This window comes from Variovorax sp. PCZ-1, from assembly GCF_018413605.1.
Taxonomy (GTDB): domain Bacteria; phylum Pseudomonadota; class Gammaproteobacteria; order Burkholderiales; family Burkholderiaceae_C; genus JANMDU01.
The window spans coordinates 39789-58024 of sequence record NZ_JAHCDN010000002.1 but is presented as its reverse complement, the minus strand read 5'-3'; the positions used below and the strand labels follow the sequence as shown (position 1 = coordinate 58024).

Sequence of the window (18236 nt, the reverse complement as noted above, 5' to 3'; positions counted from 1 at the left end):
ATGTTGAACCAAAGATCCAATTGGCTCGCGCATTCGATCATCTGGCTTGGTTTGCTGGTCGTCGCGTTTCCGCTGTATTTCACCTTTGTGGCCTCCACAGTCACGAATCAAGCCCTCGCGCAAGCGCCCATGCCCATTCTGCCGGGCGCGCAAGCGATGGAGAATTACTCTGCGGCTTTGTTTCAAGGCTCAGGCAACAAGCTCTCACCACCGGTGATGACGATGCTGCAAAACTCGCTCGTGATGGCTTTGGTCATCACATTCGGCAAGATCGTGCTGTCCATCTTGTCAGCCTACGCCGTAGTGTTTTTTAAATTTCCAGGCCGCATGATTTTCTTCTGGATGATCTTCATCACCCTGATGCTGCCGGTCGAAGTGCGCATCTTGCCCACGTATGAAGTGGTGTCAGACATGAAGCTGATCAACACCTTCACAGGCATCACGCTGCCGCTCATGGCCTCTGCCACGGCCACGCTTTTGTTCAGGCAGTTCTTCATGACTGTACCCAATGAATATGTTGAAGCTGCCAAGATGGATGGTGCAGGCCCGATGCGTTTCTTCTGGGACATCCTCGTGCCCCTCTCGCGCACTAACATCGCCGCACTCTTCGTCATTCTCTTCATCTACGGCTGGAATCAATACCTCTGGCCGCTCTTGATCGTCACAGAAAAATCGCTCGACACTATCGTGATCGGCATCAAGAAAATGATCGGCAACAGCGACACCGTGACCGACTGGAACATCGTCATGTCCACCACCATCCTTGCGCTCTTGCCGCCCGTGGTCGTGATCATTTTGATGCAGCGCTGGTTCGTCAAAGGCTTGGTGGATTCAGAGAAATAAAAAATGGCTTCAATCACTCTAGACAACATCACCAAGAGCTATGGCACGGGCGCGAAAGCCAATCAGGTCATTCATGGCGTGAGCGCCCAGATCAAAGATGGCGAGTTCATCGTCATGGTCGGGCCTTCAGGCTGCGGCAAATCGACGCTATTGCGCATGGTGGCTGGCTTGGAAGAAATCACCGGCGGACAAATCTCCATCGGTAATCGCGTGGTGAACAAACTCGACCCAGCTGAGCGCGATATCGCGATGGTGTTTCAGAATTACGCGCTCTACCCACACATGAGCGTGTTTGACAACATGGCTTATGGCCTCAAGATCAAGGGCGTGCCACTGGAAGAAATCAAGCAGCGCGTGGACAAAGCCGCCAAGATGCTGGAGATTGGGCAATACCTGGATCGCAAGCCAGCGCAACTCTCAGGCGGGCAGCGCCAGCGCGTGGCCATGGGGCGCGCGATTGTGCGCAAGCCGCAGGTGTTTTTGTTTGATGAGCCTTTATCAAATCTCGATGCCAAGCTACGCGCTTCCACCCGCTTGCAAATTCAGCAACTGCACAGAGATTTGGGCATCACCAGCCTTTTCGTCACCCACGATCAAGTCGAAGCTATGACGCTTGGGCAAAGGCTGATGGTGCTCAACAGTGGCCATGTGGAGCAACTGGGCACGCCTGATGAGGTCTATCACTTCCCAGCATCCACCTTCGTTGCTAGCTTCATCGGCAGCCCACCGATGAATCTACTTGCCGCCAAAGACGCTACTGATTTAATAGCACTTCGCGCAGATTCCATGTCGGCCGACGGCCTATTTGGCACTAAAAATGAGGCCATTGCTACGGTTGGTGTGCGTCCCGAGCATCTGCGCGTGATGCCCCAAGGCTTGCCACTGCAAGTGCTCAGTATCGAAATGCTGGGCGCTGAGCGGCTGCTCTACACTCGGCTGGGAAACAGCACCGAGCCCAATATGATCGTGCGCATCTCCGAAGGCCAAGAGTGCCCCGCAATCGGCAGCACGATTCATGTGCAAGCGCTCGCGGGCAAGCTTCATGGCTTCGATGCCAAAGGCAAACGCATCGGCTAAGCTGACATTTTGACCGCTCTGCCCCTATGATCTGGGCATGAGCTCTTCACAGTTTCGCGCTGCACTCAGCGCCTGCCCTTTGATTGCGATTTTGCGTGGCCTCACGCCGCAAGAAGCACCTGCGGTTGGGCGCGTGCTTTGGGATGCCGGCTTTCGGATTTTGGAAGTCCCACTCAATTCACCTCGACCTTTTGACAGTATTTCTGCTTTGCGCGAGGCTTTGCCTGATGCATTGATTGGCGCTGGAACGGTTTTAGAGCTTGATCAAATCACGCAGCTCCAAGCTGCTGGCGGGCAATTGATGATTGCGCCGAATTTCAATCTGGATGTCGTTCGGGCAGCCAAGCAAGCGGGCATGTTGGCGATTCCGGGTGTCGCTACACCGACCGAGGCCTTCGCGGCCTTGGCTGCTGGAGCAGATGCGATCAAGCTGTTTCCTGCCGAGATGATCTCACCCGCTGCCATGAAAGCCATGCGCGCTGTGCTGCCAAAAGATGCGCTGCTACTGCCCGTAGGTGGCATCAGCGCTGCGAATATGGCAGCTTACATACAAGCAGGTGCGAATGGTTTTGGCATTGGTTCATCGCTTTATTCGTCAGGCAAAGAACTACTCAAATTGCAGCAAGACGCTATTAATTTCATAGCATCTTGCGCAGATTCTATGACGGCGAAGGCTGATTTCTCTTTAAATTCTCTATGAAAAATACGATTCAATTGGGCTTGGAAAGCAAAGTCGTTATCGTTACAGGTGCTGCGCAAGGCATTGGTGCAGCCTGTGCGCAGCGCTTTGCACGCGAGGGCGCGCATGTGATGCTCGCGGATGTGAACGATACCGCTGGGCTGGCATTAGCCACGGAGTTGAAAGCCACTTATGTGCATTGCGATGTGGCGCAGAAATCGCAGATTGATGCGCTGGTGAGTAAAACACTGGAACTGCATGGCCGAGTTGATGTGCTTGTGAACAACGCTGGCATCTTCAAAGCCGCGCCTTTTCTGGATGTGAGCGAAGAAGATTTTGATGCCGTGATCCGCGTGAATTTAAAAGGCAGCTTCTTCATGGCTCAAGCTGCTGCCCGCGCGATGGTGCAGGCCAAAACACAAGGCAGCATCATCAACATGAGCTCGGTCAATGGCGTGCTCGCCATTCCATCGATTGCCAGCTACAACATGAGCAAGGGCGGCATCAACCAGCTCACGCGCGTTGCAGCGCTCTCGCTCGCCGATCACGGTATCCGCGTGAATGCTGTCGCACCTGGCACGATCGCCACTGAGCTGGCGCAAAAAGCCGTGCTCACGGATGAAGCCGCCAAAGCCAAAATCATGAGCCGCACGCCGATGCGCCGTTTGGGGGAGCCTTCAGAGATTGCGGATGTGGTAGCTTGGTTAGCCAGTGATGCGGCCAGCTACATCACCGGAGAAATCGTCACCGTGGACGGCGGGCGGATGGCGCTGAATTACACGGTCTGAGAGCGATCAACACTTATCAAGCATGCGCCATACGGATGGCCGCAACGCGTTTATTGACCACCGGCGCAGCCAAACGCCATTTCAATCGTGTGGCGAAATTACGGCGCAACTCCGAATGTGAGGGATGATCATAAAAACTGTTGGGATCGTCGGCCACACCCCAATCCACAGTTGGCAAGCTACTCGGATCTTTCTCATCACACTGAGCACTTGCATCATCTTTGCCAGTCCAATACAGGCTGCCATGAATGTGCACCCCATAACCCATGCTGCGGTTTTCATGAACCAAGCGGGCATTGGCAGCAAGCTGCAAAGCTTCATCAGGCACATAACTATCTGTCACGATCCAGCGATCTTCCAAGAACACTTCAGCCATCGCATGCACGATGGTTGATTCTTCGGCGTCAATGATGCCTCGCAAAAAATGCACTGGCAAAGACATAAAGCGTAGTCGCGCTGGAATGCCTGCACATCGCAACAACGCCACCATCAGCATGCCCTTGGTAAAGCAGTCGCCATGGCCCAGCTTAAGCACGTCGGAGGCCTTGAGCGGGCTGTAATCAGCCGAACAGCCAAAGGGCAAGCTTTTAACGAAATCATGAATCGCGACAGCCTTCTCTCTTGGCGTGGCTAACAGCTGAGTCAAAGCCATCATGCGCGTACGCAATTTTGTAGATGTGATATCCAGCTGGGGTGTGGCTTTAAGCCAGCGCATGCGCCTTTGCTCGGACGAATCAGAGTTCGCCGAAGACAAAGAATGGTCTTGCTGTAAGTACATGTATTTACTTTACCTGTTTTGTCCAAGACAAACAAGCAAGATATCAGAAAAACAGCCGCACTTCTGTGCTGCAACGCAGCAATTATTTCACGCTCGCAAAGTTTTCAATGAAGAAGCTGGATAGGCCGTATCAATCTGCTTGAAAGCCGGTCGCCTTGATCACGGGTTCCCATCTCGCTTTATCAGCCGCCATACGCTGCGCCATCTGCTGGCTGCTCTCAGGCGCGGCTGTGAGCCCCAAATTCGTGAGTTTAGAGGCCACATCGGTTTGCTTGAGCGCTGCTTGAATCTGGCCAGACAACTGCTCCACACGCGCAGCCTGCATGCCTGCAGGACCAAAAATGCCAAACCAAGCGCTGGCCTCGATATTGATACCGGCTTCTCGCAAAGTCGGCACATCTGGAAACTGCGGCATGCGTTGTGCGCTCGAAACGGCTTGGATACGCAGCTTCCCTGCGCGATGGTTCTCTGCAAACTCCAGCGGCGTATCAAAGCCCATGGGCAATTGACCGCCCAGCAACGCCGTCATGAGTGGCGCTCCACCTTGGAAGGGCACATGCTGCATCTTCACGCCCGCGGCTTGGCCGAGCATTTCGCCCAAGAAGTGTGGCAAGGAGCCGGTGGCGGGCGAGCCGTAGTTGGCTTGATTCGGATTGGCTTTGATCCATGCGATCAGCTCAGTCATGTTCTTTGCAGGTGTGGCTGGGCCTGTAGCCAAAGCTAGCGGGAAGGTAGCTGCGTTACCAACCGGTGTGAAATCTTTGGTGGTGTCGTACTTGATGCTTTTGAAAATCACGGGCTGCACCACCATCACCGCCATCGGCACAAGCATGAGTGTGTTGCCATCAGGTGCAGCATCTTTGACGGCTTGTGCCGCAATGCGGCCACCTGCGCCGGGGCGATTCTCCACAATCACGGGCGCGCCCATGCTGGCGCTCATCTTCTCGGCGATCAAACGCGCTGTGGCATCTGCCGAGCCACCCGCTGGAAAGCCTACGAGCATCTTCACGGGCGTTGCTTGCGCGAAAGCAGGCAGCGCACCGGCAGCCGCAGCTGTAGCCATTGAGCTCATCAGACGGCGGCGGGTGAGTAATTGGGTCATACGAATCTCCTCTTTGTGATGCAATAGTTGATGACTTAGACTGTATGCACATTAGGAGCCTGTATGTCACGGTTGAAACCCTTAAGCGCAGATGCAACGCCTGAACTGAAATCACACTTCGATTTTTTTCTCGGTACATTGGGCTTCACGCCCAACAGCGTGCTCACCATGCAACGCAGACCCGCCTTGGTGAAAGCATTTGCACAGCTCAATGCGGCGGTGATGTCGCCCGAAGGTGAAGTGGATCTGGGTTTTCGCCGTTTGATCGGCCATGTTGCCAGTAAGGCCAGCGGTTGCTTGTATTGCCAAGCACACACTTTGCTCGGCGCGAAGAATTTTGGCGTGAGTGAGGAGAAGATGGCGCAGGTTTGGAATTACGCCAGCAGCGACCTCTACTCACCCGCCGAGAAAATCGCTTTGGATTTCGCGCTCGCTGCTGCATCTCAACCTAATGCTGTCACGGATGAACTCTTTGCCGAAGTTTCCAAACACTGGAGCGAAGGCCAGATTGTGGAGATCCTCGGCGTGGTAGCGATGTTTGGTTTCTTGAATCGCTGGAACGATTCGATGGCCACGCCTTTGGAGGCTGTGCCTTTGCAGGTGGCAAGCCAAGCCGCCCAAACGCATGGCGGCTTTCACGTTGGCAAACACGGCTGATAGATGGCTACTCAGGAGAAGTGCTGTCGCCAGCTCCAAGTGCCTTTTCCATCAGCACGATATCTCGCCATGCGCCAAACTTCCAGCCGCAGCTTTTCATGATGCCTACATGCTCAAAGCCGCAAGCTTTGTGTACGCCGATGGAGCCTGCATTGGCTGAGTCACCAATCACAGCCATCGCTTTGCGAATACCGCCGCGTTCCAGCTGGGCGAGCAATTCAGTGAGCAGCAATTTGCCCAAGCCTTTACCCGCCGATTCGTGAGCCATGTAAATCGAATCTTCCACACTGAAGCGATAGGCCGCGCGAGGTTTGAACCAATTGGCATAGGCGTAACCCTGGATCACGCCACCCACTTCAATCACCAGCCAAGGCAGTTTTTTCGCCAAGACATCGGCTCGTCGAGCGGCCAAATCCGCCACAGTAGGCGGCTCAGTTTCAAACGTGCCCGTGCCGTGCAAGACGTGGTGGGCATAAATCGCCTGCATCGCGGGCAGGTCTGCCTCTGTAGAGGGGCGGATCAAAGTTCTGGCAATTGTGTTCATGGCGCTATAATGGAGGGCTTTGCAGCGTGTCGCTGGCCGGGTGGCCACAGCGCGTGTCTCAAACGCTGCATGCATGAGCACCCGGCTCAGTATTTGTGGATTATCCACGCAAGGAACAATCATGGTCGTCATTCGACTCTCTCGCGGCGGCGCTAAGGCTCGCCCTTTCTACAACATCGTTGTGGCTGACAAGCGCACCCGCCGTGATGGCAAATTCATCGAGCGCATCGGTTTTTACAACCCGATCGCTGCTGCCGGCGAAGAAGGCCTGCGTATCGCTCAAGACCGCATGACCTACTGGAAGAGCGTTGGCGCACAAGCTTCGCCTACGGTTGAGCGTTTGATCAACCAAGCTAAGGCTAAGGCTTAATTAAGCTATGGCAGTTTCGTTAGGCTTTTTAGAGCCCACCGAGCTGCCGCCTGATGCCATCGAGGTCGGCCGTATCGGCGACGCTTGGGGCATCAAGGGATGGTTCAAAATCATCCCCTACAGCGCCTCCCCTGAGGCGCTTTTTTCTTCTAAGAGCTGGATCTTGTTGCCGCCTGAGCCACGCGCGGGCGTTGTGGCCAAAGAACAGCTTTTCAAAGCACCCCAGCTCATCAAAATCCGCACTTCCAAAGAGCATTCTGATGGCGTGGTGGCGCAAGCTGATGGCGTGGATGATCGCAACACCGCCGAGCTTTTAAAAAGCTGCCGTATTTTCATAGCTCGCTCTTCCTTTCCGACAGCTTCCAAAGACGAGTACTACTGGGTTGACCTGATCGGCTGTGAAGTCGTCAACCGTGAAGGCATCGCACTCGGCACAGTAAAAGATTTGATGGCCACCGGCCCGCAGACGGTCATCGTCGCAGAGCGTGAAGTAGAAGGCAAAGCTGTCGAGACTTTGATTCCTTTTGTGGACGCTTATGTTGATACTGTGAGCCTGCAAGACAAGCGCATCACGGTGGATTGGCAGTTGGACTATTGATCCAGATTGCTATTAAAGTAATAGCTGCTTGCGCAGTAAGTATGCCGGCAAAGTGCCTAAAGGCATAAAATTTAAGCCATAAAATCAGCTTTCCATGCGCTTTGACATCATCACCCTCTTCCCTGAGCTCTTCGCGCCCATGATGCAAAGCGGCATCATCCGCCGCGCCTTTGAAGCACGCGCGGATGGCAGCAAAGCGGTGGATGTGCATTTCAGCCAACTGCGCGATTTCGCTGATGGCAACTACCGGCGGATTGATGATCGCCCCTTCGGCGGCGGCCCCGGCATGCTCATGATGGCCGAGCCATTGGCGCGCTGCGTGGAAAGCATTCAGGCAGAGCGAGCCGCGCTGGGCATCCCCACTTGCCCCGTCATTCTCTTCTCCCCCATCGGTCAAGCTCTCAAACACGCCGTGGTCGAGCGCTTTGCCAAAGCAAATGATGAACACGGCAGCAACCCCGGCGCCATCCTCATCTGCGGCCGTTACGAAGGCCTAGATCAACGCTTCATCGACACCTTCGTCACCGAGCAAATCAGCATCGGCGATTTCGTCCTCTCCGGCGGCGAAATCCCCGCCATGGCCCTGCTCGATGCCGTCGCCCGCCTCCAGCCTGGCGTACTCAGCGACGACCAAAGCCACATCCAAGACAGCTTCAACCCATCCATCGATGGCTTGCTAGACCACCCCCACTACACTCGCCCCGAAGTCTGGCGTGGCCAAAGCGTACCGCCCGTGCTGATTGGCGGTAATCACGCTGAAATCAACAAATGGCGCGAAGCGCAGCGCAAAGTCATCACCCAGAATCAGCGCCCTGAATTACTGCCTTAATCTACTGGATAGCTCCACAGCCCCGAAAAAGCTATAATAGAAGGCTTTTCTGATCCTCTGTCCGCCGCGACGCATTGAAAATCTGAGCCCGCTCAGCAATGAACCTGTCGCCCCTTGTGTAGCGGTTACTGATCTGAAGATGAATGAAAGACCCTTATGGATCTCATCAAAACTCTTGAGCAAGAAGAAATTGCTCGTCTGAACAAGACCATTCCCTCTTTTGCCCCCGGCGACACCGTGATCGTGAGCGTGAACGTGGTTGAAGGTACGCGCAAGCGCGTGCAGGCTTACGAAGGCGTGGTGATTGCCAAGCGCAATCGCGGCCTGAACAGCTCGTTCATCGTGCGCAAAATCTCCAGTGGCGAAGGCGTGGAGCGTACGTTCCAGACCTACTCTCCGCTGATCGCTGGCGTGGAAGTCAAGCGTCGTGGTGATGTGCGTCGTGCCAAGCTGTACTACCTGCGTGATCGCAGCGGCAAGAGCGCACGTATCAAAGAAAAGCTCACACGCTCTGCGCCTGCAGCTGCCTAAAGCAACATTTGATCAGCTCTTGATCAGTGCTTCGAGAAAACCGCCAACGCGCAAGCTTGGCGGTTTTTTTATGTCGATTTCAAGATAAAAATGGCAGTTCGCCGGCATAGAATCTGCGCTAGAAGCTATTAAATATGTAGCAAATACCTATGAGCACTTTCATCTCTTTGGCCAAAATTCCCAACTTCAATCCACTGGCTGTGCCCGTGAAATCTTGGGATACGCATTTGCCTGCTGTGCCTGCGCATGCGCTCACGCAAGATGCGTTGCTGAAGCGTTTCGCGCAGCCGCCCACTTGGCAGCCTGAAGTGCGCGAGGAGCCTGCGTTCACAGACCGCCAGCCGCGAGATGCTGCCGTGCTCGTGGCGATTGTGATGCGCGATGAACCGACGCTTCTGCTCACCCAACGCACCGACACGCTCTCCACCCATTCGGGCCAAGTGGCCTTTGCCGGCGGCAAGGTCGATGCAGGAGAGACAGTCGAACAAGCCGCCTTACGCGAGGCACATGAAGAGGTCGGGCTGGAGAGCAAACACGTGCAAGTTTTGGGCAGCTTGCCGCGCTACATCACCGGCACAGCTTTTCACATCATCCCCGTGGTGGCCACCGTGCAGCCAGGCTTTACCTTGCAGGCTAATCCTGCTGAAGTGGCGGATGTGTTTGAAGTGCCTTTGAGCTTCCTCATGAACCCTAAGCACCATGCTCGGCATGAGTTTGAATTCCAAGGCTTTCAAAGAGAATGGTTTTCCATGCCTTGGATGGATACAAACACAGGGCAAAACCGCTTCATTTGGGGCGCAACGGCTGGCATGCTGCGTAACCTGTACCGCTTCTTGTCCGCATAATTTTGGCTTGAAACTCTAGAGCGAGCGAGTTATAATCTTGGGCTTACCGGTAAAACCTGCCAGCCGAACACATTCATTTTTTGGCGGGAACATCAGGGCGGATTGATCACCTGCCCGCAATTTGGAATTTATTTGCAATGACACTTATTCGTGTTAAAGACACCGAGCCTTATGAAGTGGCTCTGCGCCGTTTCAAGCGCACCATCGAAAAGCTGGGCCTCCTCACCGACCTGCGCGCACGCGAGTTCTATGAGAAGCCAACCGCTGAGCGTAAGCGCAAGAAGTCGGCCGCTGTGAAGCGCCACTACAAGCGCGTGCGCAGCATGCAATTGCCACCGAAGATGTATTGATTCGGTCGCTTTGCAAACAAAGCCACGCTGGCCTTGCTCGCGTGGCTTTTTTATTGATTAGATTTAAAGATGCTTAAAAACTCCCACACAGCTTTTGCTTGGCTGCGCTCTGCGCTGCTGCGTCGCGCTGTGACTTGGAGTTTCCTGCTCGCGATAGGCTTCGCTCACGCCAGCCCGCTGCTCAAACCGCAGAGCATGGAATTGCTTTGCTCCAGCAGCGGCGCGATGAAGCTGCTCATCAAATCTGCAGATGGCTCAGCACAGGAGAGCACACATACCGTGCATTGCGGGCTATGTGCTTTGGGTACATCGGGCGATGGCCTGCCGCCTCCTCCAACATCTCATCTGCCCCTTGCAGAATTCGCGCAAGCAGCGCCGCAAACACAGCTGCATATCTCCATCGCGCACACCGCGCCGCCCTTGCCCGCACGCGGGCCACCTTCCCTCCTGAGCTGATCTTCGCTGCAGCATCTGCAGCGTTTTATTCGTCATCGTCGCACTCCCGCATCTGCTTGGAGTGCAGTTTCGCATTCACTCAGGATATCTCATGCAATTCTCAAATACTCTCAAATTCATAGCACTTTGCGCAGGTTTTATGCCAGCAATCTCTGCTTTTTCTCATGTAACCCTTGAGCAACAACAAGTCGAAGCCAACACCACTTACAAAGCCGTGCTGCGTGTTGGCCACGGCTGCGAAGGCCTACCCACCACCGCGCTGCGCGTTCAACTCCCTGCAGGCTTTCAAGGCGCGAAGCCCATGCCCAAGCAGGGCTGGACGATTCAAACCACCTCCGCAAAACTCGCCACACCTTACGACAACCATGGCAAGCAAATCACAGAAGATGTGACAGAGATCACTTGGACGGCGGCTACGCCTGCGAACGCCTTGCCAGATGGCCACTACGATGAGTTCATCCTGCGCGGGCGCGCCGCCATGCCCGCAGGCTCAGCATGGTTCAAAGTCACGCAGCAGTGCCAAGACGGCAGCAAAACTGGCAGCAACCCATGGACTGAAATTCCCGCAAGCGGCACAAGCACACGCGGCTTGAAGTATCCTGCGGCTTTGCTCAATGTGGTCGCGCCCGCTGCAACTTCCACTCCCACAGCAACTCCAAACTCCACGACAAGCAATCCACACGCTGGTCACAAGCACTGACTATTTCGGACAAGACACATCATGATCACTCTTAAATCAATAGCACTCCGCGCAGTATTCTTGCCGGCAATAGCCCTCTTTTGCTTGAATATTCAAGCTCAAACCGCTTCTGATGTGAAAATCGAAGGCGCATGGATTCGCACCGCCGTCGAAGGCCAAAGCGGTACAGGCGGCTTCATGAAACTCACCGCACCTGCCAACATGAAGCTTGTTGCCGTGGCCACACCTGTCGCAAAAATCGGCGAAATCCATGAAATGAAAATGGAAGGGCAAGTCATGAAAATGGCCGAGCTCAAAGGCGGCTTGGAGCTGCCCGCAGGCAAAGCCGTCGAGCTCAAGCCCGGCGGTTTTCACATCATGCTGCTTGATCTCAAGCAGTCACTCAAGGTCGATACCCAAGTGCCAGTCACGCTCACTTTCAGCAATGCCAAAGGCGAGCAAAGCAAGATCGAAGTGAAGATGCCAGTCGCAGCCCGCGCACCCGGCTCTGTGCCCGGTAAAGACATGAGCGGCCACAAGCACTGATCTGCTGGAGCCTCCACACTTAAGAGCGCTCTACAATGAGCGCTCTTTTTATTTGTACGCCGAAAGAGCAAGCAGCCATGAGCATCAAAGACACCCTCACCGAAGACATGAAATCAGCCATGCGCGCCAAGGAAAGCGAGCGCCTGCTCACCATCCGCATGCTGCAAGCTGCCATCAAACAAAAAGAAGTCGATGAGCGCATCACGCTCGATGATGCACAAGTCATCGCTATCGTCGACAAACTCGTCAAACAACGCAAAGACAGCATCACCGCCTTCGAATCCGGCGGCCGCCAAGATCTGGCCGATAAAGAAAAAGCCGAAATGGCCATCCTGCAGGTTTACTTGCCCCAGCGTATGAGCGCAGAAGAAGTCACTGCAGCCGTCAAAGCCATCGTGACCGAACTAGGAGCAAGCGGCCCAGGCGACATGGGCAAAGTCATGGGCGTGGTGAAAGCCAAACTCGCTGGCAAGGCCGATATGGGGCAAGTGTCTGCGGCAGTGAAGGCGGCGTTGGCGGGTTAAACCTGCCGCCCCGCAAAATCCTTCGCAAACTGAAACGCCACGCGGCCACTTCTGCTGGCGCGTTCTAAGCTCCAGACCAAGCTTTCTTTTTGGGCGGCTTCGATGCGGGATTCGGCCACACCGAGATTGCGCAGCCATTGGGCGACGATGGCGAGATATTCGTCTTGCGTGAACGGATAAAAGCTCACCCACAGGCCGAAGCGCTCGGAGAGCGAGATTTTTTCTTCCACCACTTCGCCCGGATGCACCTCGCCATCGGGCGTGTGCTGATACGTGAGGTTTTCCTTCATGTACTCGGGCAGCAGATGCCTGCGGTTGCTGGTAGCGTAGATCAGCATGTTGGATGCTCCGCCACTGATGGAACCATCGAGCACGGATTTGAGCGCTTTGTAGCTGCCATCGCCTTCTTCAAAACTAATGTCATCGCAATAGATGATGAATTTCTCGGGGCGATCCGCGATCACGTCGAGGATATCGGGCAGATCGACGAGATCGGTTTTATCCACTTCGATGAGACGCAAACCTTGAGCTGAATATTCATCAAGGCAGGCTCTGATCAGTGATGATTTACCTGTGCCACGCGCGCCTGTGAGCAACACGTTGTTAGCCGTGTGGCCCTGCACGAACTGCAACGTGTTACGCTGAATCTTCTCTTTCTGAACATCAATCTCTTTCAGATCAGACAGCTTCATTCCTGCGACATGCTTCACCGGCTCCAACGCGCCATGGCCGCTCGCGCGCTTGCGATAACGCCAGGCGATGGTGTCTGTTGACCAATCGGGCGCGGTGAGTGGCTGTGGAAGAATATGCTCGACGCGAGCGAGCAGGCTTTCAGCACGGACAAGAAGGGCTTGGAATTGTTCGTTCATTTTAGATTCTGAAAAATAGATTTTTGCTCTACATCTTGTCTAACCATAGACAGGTGATTCACACAGAAAATACTTGCTACGAAAATCTCAGCAACCTCAGCCAGTTTTACGCCAGAACTGACGCTACCTTGGTGAGCCATTTGATTACGCAGACGCCATAATTTAGCAATCAAATTCGTTACTCTGTTATCAAGCTTAGGGATATCAAGTAATTGGCTTGCCATTGGAAGTATGACTTCAAGTCCTAATCGCTTATTGGGCTCATGATTAGTCGGGAGCCCAAGTTTTTTGAGAACATCAAATACTGTTCTCTGCGTAATTTGCTCAACTGCAACAGCACAAGGAAGCAGCATTTTTTCATACTGATCCTCCAGCAGATATTCACACGCTAAAGCAAGCTGGTCAGAAGATATTTGATCACTCGAAGGTGGTAAATACGTAATGGATATTGAAACATCAGGTGAACAGGTTATGCTTTCGTGCGATTTAGGGAAAGGACGCCCATAAAACATCAGTTTATTTGTCCTTTTTCTCTGAGTTAACTGATTGCTGCTTAATTCTAGAGGCCACGCCGCCTCACTTGTCGGAGAGTGAACTATATACAGCAACTTAGAATTTAAAGGCACTCCAAGCTCGTGCAAGTCAATCTCTACTGTAGCTTCAGCTGGCAACTGATACACAAACGACAATTCATGAGCACCTATAAAAGCCGCACCTCTTTTACGAAAAAGCAATGGCTCTTGACTGAGAATTTTTATTGCACTGTCCCACAAATCAAATTCAGCTTTGCAATAAGCGCAGGCGGTTTTAGCACCATGAAAGTAGGCAAAAGGAAAGTATTGCTGTAGTGGTAGGAATGTTCCACAAGCAGGGCAAACTATGGTTGGTTGACTATTCCAAAGATTCTTCATCGGATCAATTTATACAACTTGAAGCGAGAAAGTTTGAAATACCAGTATTGTCCGTCACTTTAACTTCTGTAATCTGCATTGATCTTCACATAGTCATACGAAAAATCGCAGGTCCACACCGTGTCTGCAGCATCGCCCCGACCGAGATCGACGTGGACTGTGATTTCGGATTGCTTGAGCACGCGTGCGCCATCGGCTTCTTGATACTCTGCGCGACGCCCGCCGTTTTGAACGACGTGAACATCATCTAAATGCAGCGCGATTTTGGTTTGATCGAGATCGGTGATGCCTGCGTAGCCCACCGCTGCCAAGATGCGGCCTAGGTTGGGGTCGCTGGCGAAGAAGGCGGTTTTGACCAAGGGGGAATGGCCGATGGCGTAGGCTACTTTCGTGCATTCCTCTTGGCTCGCGCCGCCGGTGACTTTAATCGTGATGAATTTGGTGGCGCCTTCGCCGTCTCGCACAATCGCTTGCGCGAGTTTTTGGGAGACACGCAGCATCGCTGCTTTTAGGGCATCAAATTCATTGCTCGCACGCATGGGGTCTACGTTGATTGCTACTTTATTCGTAGCAATGACGATGAAGCTGTCGTTCGTGGAGGTGTCGCCATCAATCGTAACGCGGTTAAAAGATTGATCGGCCAAGTCTTTGGCGAGCTGTTGCATCAGCGCTTGTGGAATCACAGCATCAGTAGCCAAGAAGCCGAGCATGGTGGCCATGTTGGGGCGGATCATGCCTGCGCCTTTACTGATGCCAGTCACCGTGACGGTCTTGCCTGCGATCTGCACTTGCTCGCTGAAGGCTTTGGGCAGCGTGTCGGTGGTCATGATGCCTTCGGCGGCTTTGCCCCAATGGGCGGGCTGCGCGTCTTTCAAGGCGGCGGGCAGGGCAGCTTCGATGCGGTCGTTGGGCAGAGGCTCCATGATCACGCCGGTGGAGAAGGGGAGCACTTGTTCAGGCGCGATATCCAGATGGCGGGCCATGGCCACGCAGGTGGAGCGCGCGCGTGCGAGGCCATCGTCGCCTGTGCCGGCGTTGGCATTGCCGGTGTTGATGAGGATGGCACGGATGCCCAAGTTCTTCGCCAAATGATCACGACACATTTGCACCGGCGCAGCGCAAAAGCGATTGAGCGTGAACACGCCAGCCACGCTCGCACCAACATCCAGCAGCATCACCGTCACATCTTTGCGATTGGCCTTGCGCACACCGGCTTCTACGACGCCGATGCGCACGCCCGCGACAGGATGCAAGAGGGTGGGATCAGTTGGAATGAAGTTAACAGCCATTTTTACTCCATCGAAAGAGGAAATTTAAAGCAAAAAGAGCACTTCGCCGGCATAGATGCTGCGCGAAGTGCTCATCTATTGATAGCAAATAGTTTAGCTCAACCGACCATGGCAGAGCTTGAATTTCTTACCACTGCCACAGGGACAAGGATCGTTTCTTCCGACGCGGGGCACGGTAGAGCCTTGTAGCACTTGTTGTTTGTTGCGTGTGTCTTCATCGAGCGTGGATTCCACACCGCCATCTTCTGTCGGCGCGGTGTAAGTCACGTTGCTGATGTTTTCCGCGCGGTTTTCCATCTCTTGCGTGGCTTGGCTTATTTGCTCTTCACTCTGAATCTTCACATTCATGAGAATACGCGTGACGTCATTTTTCACGACATCGAGCAACTGGCCAAAGAGCTCAAACGCCTCGCGCTTGTATTCTTGCTTGGGCTGCTTCTGCGCGAAGCCGCGAAGATGAATACCTTGGCGCAGATAGTCAAGCGCGGAGAGGTGTTCGCGCCAGTGGCTGTCAATATTCTGCAGCAGCACCATGCGCTCAAACTGAGTGAAATTCTCTTGGCCGACGAGTTCAACCTTGGCATCAAAGGCTGTATTCGCCTCTGCAATGACTTTCTCCAGAATCTCTTCATCGGTGATGGAATCGGATTTTTCCACCATGCTCTTGAGATCTAGATCAAGCTGCCAATCGTTGGCGAGTGTGTTCTGCAGCGCTGGCAAATCCCATTGCTCTTCCACAGACTCAGCGGGCACATGCTGGCGCACGATATCGGTGAAACAGCCTTCGCGCAGGCCTTTGATCTGGGCGCTCAAATCTTGTGCATCCAAAATATCGTTGCGCTGCTGGTAGATCACCTTGCGCTGATCGTTGCTCACGTCATCGTATTCCAGCAATTGCTTACGCATATCAAAGTTACGCGCTTCCACTTTGCGCTGCGCGCTCTCGATGCTGCGTGTGACGATGCCCGCTTCAATCGCTTCGCCTTCCGGCATCTTCAAACGATCCATGATGGCAGCCACGCGATCACCCGCGAAGATGCGCATGAGCGGATCGTCCAAGCTCAAATAGAAACGCGATGAACCAGGATCGCCCTGTCGGCCTGAGCGGCCACGCAATTGGTTGTCGATACGGCGGCTCTCATGGCGCTCGGTGGCGATGATGCGCAGGCCTCCCAAGGCCTTGACTTGCTCGTGATCTTTCGTCCACTGCTCGCGCAACGCCGTGATTTTGCTTTGCTTGGCGGCTTCATCTAAAGATTCATCGGCTTCAACAGCCGCAATCATTTTTTCCACATTGCCGCCGAGCACGATATCGGTGCCACGACCTGCCATATTGGTGGCAATCGTGATCATCTTGAGACTGCCGGCTTGCGCCACGATATCGGCTTCTCTCGCATGCTGCTTCGCATTGAGCACCTGATGAGGCAGCTTGGCTTTCTCAAGCATCTGCGAGATCAGCTCAGAATTTTCAATCGATGTCGTGCCTACCAGTACAGGCTGGCCACGTTCGTAGCATTCGCGCATGTCGGCAATCGCCGCGTCATAACGCTCTTTGCTGGTTTTATAAACCCGATCTAATTGGTCATCACGCTTACTGGGTTTGTTCGGTGGAATGATCACCGTTTCCAAACTGTAGATGTCTTGGAATTCAAAGGCTTCTGTATCGGCCGTACCCGTCATCCCGGCGAGCTTGCCATAGAGGCGGAAATAGTTTTGGAAGGTGATCGAAGCCAGGGTTTGGTTCTCGGCCTGAATCTGCACGCCTTCTTTGGCTTCCACCGCTTGGTGCAAGCCATCGCTCCAGCGGCGCCCTGTCATGAGGCGGCCTGTGAACTCATCGACGATCACAACTTCACCGTCTTGCACCACGTATTTTTCATCACGGTGATACAGGTGATGCGCGCGCAGAGCAGCATTCAAATGATGCATCAGCGTGATGTTGGCAGGGTCATAGAGCGACGCGCCCTCTGGAATCAAGCCGAGATTGAACAATATGCGCTCGGCATTCTCGTGGCCTTGCTCGGTGAAATACGCTTGATGGCTTTTTTCATCGACGGTGAAATCGCCTGGCTTGATCACGCCCTCGCCGGTGCGTGGATCGGCTTCGCCTTCTTGCTTCACGAGCAATGGCACGACCTTGTTTAAAGCAAGATACACATCGGTTTGATCATCAGCCTGGCCGGAGATGATCAGTGGCGTACGGGCTTCGTCAATCAAGATCGAATCCACCTCATCCACGATCGCATAGCTCAAGCCGCGTTGCACACGGTCAGCCGCTTCATACACCATGTTATCGCGCAGATAGTCAAAGCCGTATTCATTGTTCGTGCCGTAGGTGATGTCAGCGCGGTAGGCGGCTTGCTTTTCTTCGCGCGGCATATTGGGCAAATTGATGCCCACGGTGAGCCCAAGGAAGTTATAGAGCTTACCCATCCATTGCGCATCACGATTGGCGAGGTAATCGTTCACCGTGACGACGTGCACGCCTTTACCTGTGAGGGCATTCAAATAAACAGGAAGTGTGGCGGTCAGTGTTTTGCCCTCACCCGTGCGCATCTCGGCAATCTTGCCTTGGTGCAGAGCCATGCCGCCGACCAGCTGCACATCAAAATGCCGCATCTTCATCACGCGCTTGGAAGCCTCACGCACCACGGCAAAAGCTTCGGGCAGAAGTGCATCTAGCGTTTCGCCTTTGGCCACGCGATCTTTGAACTCTGGTGTTTTGGCTTGTAGTTGTTCATCACTCAAAGCCTCCAAAGTGCGCTCCAGCGCATTGATGCGCTCGACGTTTTTGCGATAGGTCTTGAGCAGGCGATCGTTACGAGAGCCGAAAATCTGGGTGAGGAAATTAATAGCCATGCGATGTTGCCAATCGCTTTCCGCACCACAGGGCAGCAGATACAAGCGACAAGCCGTTCTTTCTAGAGATTGTCTGAATCTTGGGGCGCTTTAACAGTTCCCAAGTTAACTT

At 53.9% G+C, this 18236-nt stretch carries 22 protein-coding genes; 15 read left to right on the top strand and 7 right to left on the bottom strand.

What is annotated here, in order from left to right:
- Positions 1–3 precede the first annotated feature (3 nt).
- The 4 genes from ugpE to KIH26_RS10405 are packed head-to-tail and all read left to right on the top strand — an operon-like array spanning position 4 to position 3387.
- The gene (ugpE, locus tag KIH26_RS10420) at positions 4–843 is read left to right on the top strand and encodes a sn-glycerol-3-phosphate ABC transporter permease UgpE (RefSeq protein ID WP_503005197.1); all 840 of its coding nucleotides are present in this window, start codon (positions 4–6) and stop codon (positions 841–843) included.
- A gap of 3 nt (positions 844–846) precedes the next feature.
- The gene (gene ugpC / locus KIH26_RS10415; RefSeq protein WP_213444976.1) at positions 847–1920 is read left to right on the top strand and encodes a sn-glycerol-3-phosphate ABC transporter ATP-binding protein UgpC; all 1074 of its coding nucleotides are present in this window, start codon (positions 847–849) and stop codon (positions 1918–1920) included.
- 37 nt (positions 1921–1957) lie between these two features.
- A complete protein-coding gene (locus tag KIH26_RS10410; protein WP_213444974.1) occupies positions 1958–2620 on the top strand; it encodes a 2-dehydro-3-deoxy-6-phosphogalactonate aldolase in 663 nt (220 codons plus the stop codon).
- On the top strand, positions 2617–3387 hold the full coding sequence (locus KIH26_RS10405; protein ID WP_213444972.1) for an SDR family NAD(P)-dependent oxidoreductase: 771 nt from the start codon (positions 2617–2619) through the stop codon (positions 3385–3387). The genes KIH26_RS10410 and KIH26_RS10405 overlap by 4 nt, the downstream gene beginning before the upstream one ends.
- A 16-nt stretch (positions 3388–3403) precedes the next feature.
- Here the strand turns inward: KIH26_RS10405 and KIH26_RS10400 are convergent, their stop codons facing one another.
- Together KIH26_RS10400 and KIH26_RS10395 are read right to left on the bottom strand one after the other, a co-directional pair.
- A complete protein-coding gene (locus tag KIH26_RS10400; RefSeq protein WP_213444970.1) occupies positions 3404–4102 on the bottom strand; it encodes a transglutaminase-like domain-containing protein in 699 nt (232 codons plus the stop codon).
- Positions 4103–4295: 193 nt separating this feature from the next.
- The gene (locus KIH26_RS10395; RefSeq protein ID WP_213444968.1) at positions 4296–5267 is read right to left on the bottom strand and encodes a Bug family tripartite tricarboxylate transporter substrate binding protein; all 972 of its coding nucleotides are present in this window, start codon (positions 5265–5267) and stop codon (positions 4296–4298) included.
- A gap of 63 nt (positions 5268–5330) precedes the next feature.
- Between KIH26_RS10395 and KIH26_RS10390 the strand changes: the two genes are divergently transcribed.
- Positions 5331–5924: a carboxymuconolactone decarboxylase family protein gene (locus KIH26_RS10390; protein ID WP_213444966.1), complete on the top strand. Its 594-nt coding sequence runs from the start codon at positions 5331–5333 to the stop codon at positions 5922–5924.
- A 7-nt stretch (positions 5925–5931) separates the two neighbouring features.
- Here KIH26_RS10390 and KIH26_RS10385 read toward each other — a convergent pair whose 3' ends face one another.
- A complete protein-coding gene (locus KIH26_RS10385) occupies positions 5932–6468 on the bottom strand; it encodes a GNAT family N-acetyltransferase (RefSeq protein ID WP_213444964.1) in 537 nt (178 codons plus the stop codon).
- A gap of 121 nt (positions 6469–6589) precedes the next feature.
- On the opposite strand from KIH26_RS10385, the gene rpsP reads away from it, so the two are divergent.
- From rpsP to KIH26_RS10335, 10 genes are all read left to right on the top strand, one after another.
- A complete protein-coding gene (rpsP, locus tag KIH26_RS10380; RefSeq protein ID WP_213444962.1) occupies positions 6590–6838 on the top strand; it encodes a 30S ribosomal protein S16 in 249 nt (82 codons plus the stop codon).
- 7 nt (positions 6839–6845) lie between these two features.
- Positions 6846–7436, top strand: coding sequence for a ribosome maturation factor RimM (rimM, locus tag KIH26_RS10375; RefSeq protein ID WP_213444960.1), 591 nt, complete (start codon positions 6846–6848; stop codon positions 7434–7436).
- A gap of 94 nt (positions 7437–7530) precedes the next feature.
- Positions 7531–8265 carry a tRNA (guanosine(37)-N1)-methyltransferase TrmD gene (gene trmD / locus KIH26_RS10370; RefSeq protein ID WP_213444958.1) on the top strand — a complete coding sequence of 245 codons (735 nt, stop codon included), beginning with the start codon at positions 7531–7533 and terminating at the stop codon, positions 8263–8265.
- A 156-nt stretch (positions 8266–8421) separates the two neighbouring features.
- Positions 8422–8796: a 50S ribosomal protein L19 gene (gene rplS, locus KIH26_RS10365; protein WP_213444956.1), complete on the top strand. Its 375-nt coding sequence runs from the start codon at positions 8422–8424 to the stop codon at positions 8794–8796.
- Positions 8797–8945: 149 nt separating this feature from the next.
- Entirely contained in the window at positions 8946–9641 is a 696-nt protein-coding gene (locus KIH26_RS10360; RefSeq protein WP_213444954.1) for a CoA pyrophosphatase, read from the top strand.
- 137 nt (positions 9642–9778) lie between these two features.
- Positions 9779–9991 (top strand): 30S ribosomal protein S21, encoded by a 213-nt coding sequence (gene rpsU, locus KIH26_RS10355; protein WP_213444952.1) that lies wholly within the window; start codon positions 9779–9781, stop codon positions 9989–9991.
- Between the two features lie 69 nt (positions 9992–10060).
- Complete coding sequence (locus KIH26_RS10350) at positions 10061–10447, top strand: DUF2946 family protein (RefSeq protein ID WP_213444949.1); 387 nt, start codon at positions 10061–10063, stop codon at positions 10445–10447.
- 91 nt (positions 10448–10538) lie between these two features.
- Positions 10539–11147 (top strand): YcnI family copper-binding membrane protein, encoded by a 609-nt coding sequence (locus KIH26_RS10345; protein ID WP_249661157.1) that lies wholly within the window; start codon positions 10539–10541, stop codon positions 11145–11147.
- Between the two features lie 21 nt (positions 11148–11168).
- Positions 11169–11672 carry a copper chaperone PCu(A)C gene (locus KIH26_RS10340; protein ID WP_213444947.1) on the top strand — a complete coding sequence of 168 codons (504 nt, stop codon included), beginning with the start codon at positions 11169–11171 and terminating at the stop codon, positions 11670–11672.
- Positions 11673–11749: 77 nt separating this feature from the next.
- On the top strand, positions 11750–12196 hold the full coding sequence (locus KIH26_RS10335; protein ID WP_213445974.1) for a GatB/YqeY domain-containing protein: 447 nt from the start codon (positions 11750–11752) through the stop codon (positions 12194–12196).
- On the opposite strand, the gene KIH26_RS10330 is transcribed toward KIH26_RS10335, so the two are convergent.
- The 4 genes from KIH26_RS10330 to secA form a co-directional block, all read right to left on the bottom strand.
- Positions 12193–13065: an ATP-binding protein gene (locus KIH26_RS10330; protein ID WP_213444945.1), complete on the bottom strand. Its 873-nt coding sequence runs from the start codon at positions 13063–13065 to the stop codon at positions 12193–12195. The genes KIH26_RS10335 and KIH26_RS10330 overlap by 4 nt on opposite strands.
- Positions 13062–13976, bottom strand: a complete 915-nt coding sequence (locus tag KIH26_RS10325; protein WP_213444943.1) for a hypothetical protein — start codon at positions 13974–13976, stop codon at positions 13062–13064. The genes KIH26_RS10330 and KIH26_RS10325 overlap by 4 nt, the downstream gene beginning before the upstream one ends.
- A gap of 59 nt (positions 13977–14035) precedes the next feature.
- Positions 14036–15265 carry a bifunctional glutamate N-acetyltransferase/amino-acid acetyltransferase ArgJ gene (gene argJ / locus KIH26_RS10320; protein ID WP_213444941.1) on the bottom strand — a complete coding sequence of 410 codons (1230 nt, stop codon included), beginning with the start codon at positions 15263–15265 and terminating at the stop codon, positions 14036–14038.
- A 93-nt stretch (positions 15266–15358) separates the two neighbouring features.
- Positions 15359–18124, bottom strand: coding sequence for a preprotein translocase subunit SecA (secA, locus tag KIH26_RS10315; protein WP_213444939.1), 2766 nt, complete (start codon positions 18122–18124; stop codon positions 15359–15361).
- Positions 18125–18236 lie beyond the last annotated feature (112 nt).